At 72.2% G+C, this 4,339-nt stretch carries 6 protein-coding genes; 1 reads left to right on the top strand and 5 read right to left on the bottom strand.

Annotation, left to right across the window (positions count from 1 at the left end; genetic code table 11):
* Window positions 1–42 precede the first annotated feature (42 nt).
* The gene (locus tag VGR37_21670; GenBank protein ID HEV2150021.1) at window positions 43–282 is read right to left on the bottom strand and encodes a twin-arginine translocase TatA/TatE family subunit; all 240 of its coding nucleotides are present in this window, start codon (window positions 280–282) and stop codon (window positions 43–45) included.
* Between the two features lie 370 nt (window positions 283–652).
* On the opposite strand from VGR37_21670, the gene VGR37_21665 reads away from it, so the two are divergent.
* A complete protein-coding gene (locus tag VGR37_21665) occupies window positions 653–886 on the top strand; it encodes a hypothetical protein (protein ID HEV2150020.1) in 234 nt (77 codons plus the stop codon).
* A gap of 90 nt (window positions 887–976) precedes the next feature.
* On the opposite strand, the gene wrbA is transcribed toward VGR37_21665, so the two are convergent.
* The 4 genes from wrbA to VGR37_21645 form a co-directional block, all read right to left on the bottom strand.
* Window positions 977–1,657, bottom strand: coding sequence for an NAD(P)H:quinone oxidoreductase (wrbA, locus tag VGR37_21660; protein ID HEV2150019.1), 681 nt, complete (start codon window positions 1,655–1,657; stop codon window positions 977–979).
* Window positions 1,658–1,722: 65 nt separating this feature from the next.
* Complete coding sequence (locus VGR37_21655; GenBank protein ID HEV2150018.1) at window positions 1,723–2,184, bottom strand: MarR family transcriptional regulator; 462 nt, start codon at window positions 2,182–2,184, stop codon at window positions 1,723–1,725.
* Between the two features lie 64 nt (window positions 2,185–2,248).
* Window positions 2,249–2,722 carry a thioesterase family protein gene (locus tag VGR37_21650; protein HEV2150017.1) on the bottom strand — a complete coding sequence of 158 codons (474 nt, stop codon included), beginning with the start codon at window positions 2,720–2,722 and terminating at the stop codon, window positions 2,249–2,251.
* Complete coding sequence (locus VGR37_21645; GenBank protein ID HEV2150016.1) at window positions 2,719–4,002, bottom strand: aminoacetone oxidase family FAD-binding enzyme; 1,284 nt, start codon at window positions 4,000–4,002, stop codon at window positions 2,719–2,721. Before VGR37_21645 ends, VGR37_21650 begins: the two co-directional genes overlap by 4 nt.
* Window positions 4,003–4,339 lie beyond the last annotated feature (337 nt).

The following is a 4,339-nucleotide window of genomic DNA, read 5'->3' as shown; positions in this document are numbered from 1 at the left end:
CCATCCGGCCGCGGGCCCTTCGTCATTCTGATTCCGCGTCGATCAGGAAGCCCTGGGCTCCTCGGCAGGCGTCGAGACGGCCTGCACCTGCGGCGCCGGCTGGGCCGGCGGGATCTGGCTCGCCTGGAGCGAGGGGTCGTCCAGCCCGTTCAGGGAGCGCTTGAAGTCGCGGATCCCCTTCCCGAGGCCGCCCGCCAGCTCCGGGAGGCGCTTGGCGCCAAAGAAGAGCAGGAGCACGGCGAAGATGAGGAGCGTCTCCGTCATTCCGAGACCGAATGGCATGATGCCTCCTTACGTCGAAAGTCGGATGTGACCGGGGCGCGGATTCGCCGGGCTGCCCGCGGGACAACGTCTGCTTCGGACCACGTGGAGCGCGCCGCCCGCCAGGGTGCGCTCCGGACCCGTTCAAGATACCGCGGGAGAACGATTTGGACAACGGGGCCGATGCGACGCCGCTGTGGGGGAATTCCCCACGCGGCTCCTCTCCGGCCGAGCCATCCCGCCGCATCCGGGCAGCACCGGACCAGGAGGGTTGTCCCCGGCGGCTCCGGGCCATTAGCTTCCACCATCCAGCCGTGGGCCTCCGCCGGGTGGTGCAGGAGGCCCCTCCCGCCTCGCTGTACCACCCGTCTCCCACTCCCCGGAGGTTCCCATGGACCCGCGCAGCCAGCAGATCCTCGGTCGGATCGTCCGTCCGCAGCCCGCCGTTCCCGCGTCCGACGACGCCCGCGCGAACCGCGGCACCCCCTTCACCATCGCGCAGATCCTCGCTCCCACGGGTGGGGCGGAGACGCGGACGTACGAGGGGCCGGACCGGAGAGCGTCGGGGCTGGTCGCAATCGAGATCCCCTCGCAGCCCGGGGAGATGCCGGAGCTCCCCGCGTAGAGCCCGCGGCGGGCAGAGCCCCGTCGGCAGGTGGAAGAAAAAGGGGGAGGGCGCTTCGGCGACCTCCCCTCCGTGCTTCCGCCGGGGATCCTACTGTCCCTCGTACTGCTGGCTGTTCTCCTGCTCCCCGTGCGGAGCCTCCGGGCGGAGGCCCTTGACGCGGGAGGCCACCCGCGCGATCCGGCTCCCCAGGTTGCGCGCGGTGGTCAGCTCGTCCTCCACCGGCTGCCGCGACCCGTCGCCCCCGGCCATGGTGCCCGGGCCGTAGGGGGAGCCCCCGATTCCCTCGGTGGTCAGGATCTGCGGATTCTGGCCGTAGGGGGTGCCCACGAAGATCATCCCCAGGTGGAGCAGCGGGACCAGGCTGGTCAGGACGGTGGACTCCTGCCCGCCGTGCACCGTGGCGGTGCTGACGAAGATCCCCGCGGCCTTGTCCTCCAGCTCGCCCTGCATCCACAGGGCGCCGGTGGTGTCGAGGAACTGCTTCACCTGGGCCGGCATGTTCCCGTAGCGGGTGGGGATCCCCCAGGCGATCCCGTGGGCCCAGCGCAGGTCGTCGTGCGTCGCCTCGGGAATGCTCTCCATCTGCTGCTGCATCTGCACGTAGAAATCCTGTCCGGACATGGCCCTCCGGGCCTCCTCCAGCTCGGGGATCCTGCGCACGCGGACCTCCGTCCCCTCCACGCTGCGTGCCCCCTCCTCCACGGACTGTGCCATCCGCCACGTGTGGCCGTAGCTGCTGTAAAAGATCACAAGTACGTTGGTAGCCATCGTCCTCTCCATCCAGACGTGATGAATTGCGGCAGGCGCTCCCGCCGTGCTCCCCCGGGGGAGCGCTATCTCTCCGGGTCCGCCGCCGCGCGCCGGGCGCGCCGCAGCAGGTGCTGTGCTTTCCGCATCTCTTCGGCATCCAGCCCGGCGAAGGCGCGCTCCAGCTCCGCCTCCACCACCGGCACCGCCTGCTCCGCCAGGAGGCGCCCCTGCAGCGTCAGGCGCACCCGGTGGGCCCGCCGGTCGGCGGGGTCGGCCCGGCGCTCCACCATCCCACCCGCCTCCAGCCGGTCCACCAGCCCGGTGACGTTGCCCTCCGTCACCAGCAGCCGGGTGCTGAGCTCCCCCATGCGCAGCCCCTCGTCCGGGCCGCGGTGGAGCGTCGCCAGCAGGTCGAACTGCGAGACGGTGATCCCCAGCGGGGCGAGCGCGCGCGCGTGCCGCCGGAACACGACCCGGTAGCTCCGCGCGAGCGCTACCCAGAAGCGCGTGGGCAGCGGGACGTCCCGCTCCTCTCGTTCCTTCATGGAAGGCGCCCCTTTGGAATTCTTTAGATGTGAAGTGAACGCAACCGGCGTGCCCGGAGCGGCGTCAGGAGTCGAGCGACGCTGCCCCCGGGGGGCGCGTCGCCTCCAGCCGCCTGATCGCCGTGCGCACCCCCTCCGGGAGGGGCGCCTTCCGCCCGGCGGCGTAGTCGAACGACACCAGCACGCCGCCCCCCTCGGCTGCCACGGCGCGCTGCTCGGTGCTCACCAGGCGGTACTCCATGGTGAAGCGGTCCTCCCCCACCTCCGTGGTCCGCGCCCCCACCCGCACCGTGTCCGGGTAGGTCAGCGGCCGCCGGAAGCGCGCGTGCGTCGAGGCCAGAATCGGCCCCATCCCGGCCTCCGCCCGCTCCGCCCGGAAGCCGATCCGGTCCAGGTAGGCGATCCGCGCGCTCTCGAAGTAGCGGAAGAACACCGTGTTGTTCACGTGGCGGAAGTAGTCCATCTCCCCCCAGTGCACGGGGATGTCGACCACCACCGGGAATCCCTCGAGCAGTCCGTCCATCTCGTCGTCCGTCATCCGCCCTCTCCGTCTCCGTTCGCCAGCCGGGCCGCGCCCCTCCCGGCCAGCCGGCCGGTGGACCACGCCCAGAGGAAGTTGAAGCCGCCGATGGGCCCGAAGGCGTCCAGCACCTCACCACAGAGGAAGAGCCCCGGCACCACCCGGCTCTCCAGCGTGCGCGGGTCCACCTCCGAAAGGGGGACGCCGCCCCCCGTGACCTCGGCCTTCTTGTATCCTTCGTCCCCCGTCCAGGGGAGCGGGTAGCGTGCGAGCAGCTCCACCAGCCTCGCGCGCTCGTCCCGCCGGAGCTGGGCTAGAGTGCGCCCAGCGTCCACTCCCGCCTCGGTCACCAGCGTGTCCGCCAGCCGAGTGGGGAGGTGGCGGCGAACGAGGGAGAGCACCGTCCCCGCGGAGCGCTCCACGAGCGCCCGCTCCCACGCCGCGCCGTCCAGCTCCGTCCACTGCACCCGAACGGGCTGCCGCGGCCCCCCGGCCATCCGGGAGCGTACCGCCAGGTGGGAGACGTTCAGGATGGCCGGACCGCTGTACCCGCGGTGCGTGAAGAGGAAACCCCCGGAGGTCTCGAAGCGCCCCTTCGCCAGCGGCGCCTCGATCCGCACCGTGGCGGAGACGCCCGCCAGCCCCGCGTGCGGCGGCGGGTCCGCCGTGAGGGGGGTGAGCGCCGGGTAGGTCTCGTGCAGCGTGTGTCCGAGCTGCCGGAGGATCCGGAGCCCGGTCCCGTCGCTCCCGGTCGCGGGCACGGAAACCCCCCCGGTGGCGATCACCACGGCCGCCGCCGCGATCGGCTCGCCCCCTTCCCGGAGCACCCGCCACGGCTCCCCGCCCGTGGGCGGGCGCAGCCCCACCACCGCCGTGTCGAACACGACCTCCGCGCCGCTCCGCCGCGCGAAGGCGATGAGGCCGTCGCGGACGTCGCGCGCCCGGTTCGACTCCGGGAACAGCTTCCCCGTCTCCGGCTCCAGCACCAGGCGCAGGCCCATTTCTTCCTGGAAGAACCGGCGCTGGTCGGCCAGGGGCCAGGAGAGGAGCATCTTGCGGAGCGTGTTGGGCGAGGAGTCGGTCACGTAACGGGCCGGGTCCACCTCCGAGGGGAGAACGTTGCACCGCCCGCCGCCGCTGATGAGGATCTTGCGTCCCCCGTCGCGGGTGCGCTCAAGCAGCAGGACGCGCGCGCCCGCCGCGGCCGCGAACGCCGCCGCCAGGATCCCCGCCGCGCCCGCGCCGACCACCACCACCGGCAGCTCCCGCTCCCTCCCGCCTCCGGCCCGATCCGCCACTCGTCCTCACAGTTCTATATAGGGCTGCGTCGCGCACCTCCGCGCAGGGCCCGCGGAGGCCCCTCCGTGGGGCCGGAAACTACCCGTCCGGCGCCTGCGACGCACGGCCGGACGCGCAAGAATCGGACTGTGCACGAACCCCTTGACGACCGGACTGGAGCCGATTATCATATGTACCCCTCGCGAGCCAGAGGCAGGACGGTGGCAGCGTGAGGGGTTGACGGGGAGGGGAGAGGAGGTTATTCTGGAAGGCTCTCCAGCGGACGGAGGGCGGCGGGGCGGGGAGGCGAGCAAAGCGGCGGAAGCGACCCCTTGACGGGGAGTCCTAAAGCGGCTA

This window comes from Longimicrobiaceae bacterium (assembly GCA_035936415.1).
Classification (GTDB): domain Bacteria; phylum Gemmatimonadota; class Gemmatimonadetes; order Longimicrobiales; family Longimicrobiaceae; genus JAFAYN01.
The sequence above is the reverse complement of the archived record's forward strand: the minus strand, read 5'-3'. Positions and strand labels throughout refer to the sequence as shown.

Coding starts and splice junctions, on each gene's coding strand:
- VGR37_21670 (HEV2150021.1), bottom strand. CDS start 282: ATGCCATTCGGTCTCGGAATGACGGAGACGCTCCTCATCTTCGCCGTG.
- VGR37_21665 (HEV2150020.1), top strand. CDS start 653: ATGGACCCGCGCAGCCAGCAGATCCTCGGTCGGATCGTCCGTCCGCAG.
- wrbA (HEV2150019.1), bottom strand. CDS start 1,657: ATGGCTACCAACGTACTTGTGATCTTTTACAGCAGCTACGGCCACACG.
- VGR37_21655 (HEV2150018.1), bottom strand. CDS start 2,184: ATGAAGGAACGAGAGGAGCGGGACGTCCCGCTGCCCACGCGCTTCTGG.
- VGR37_21650 (HEV2150017.1), bottom strand. CDS start 2,722: ATGACGGACGACGAGATGGACGGACTGCTCGAGGGATTCCCGGTGGTG.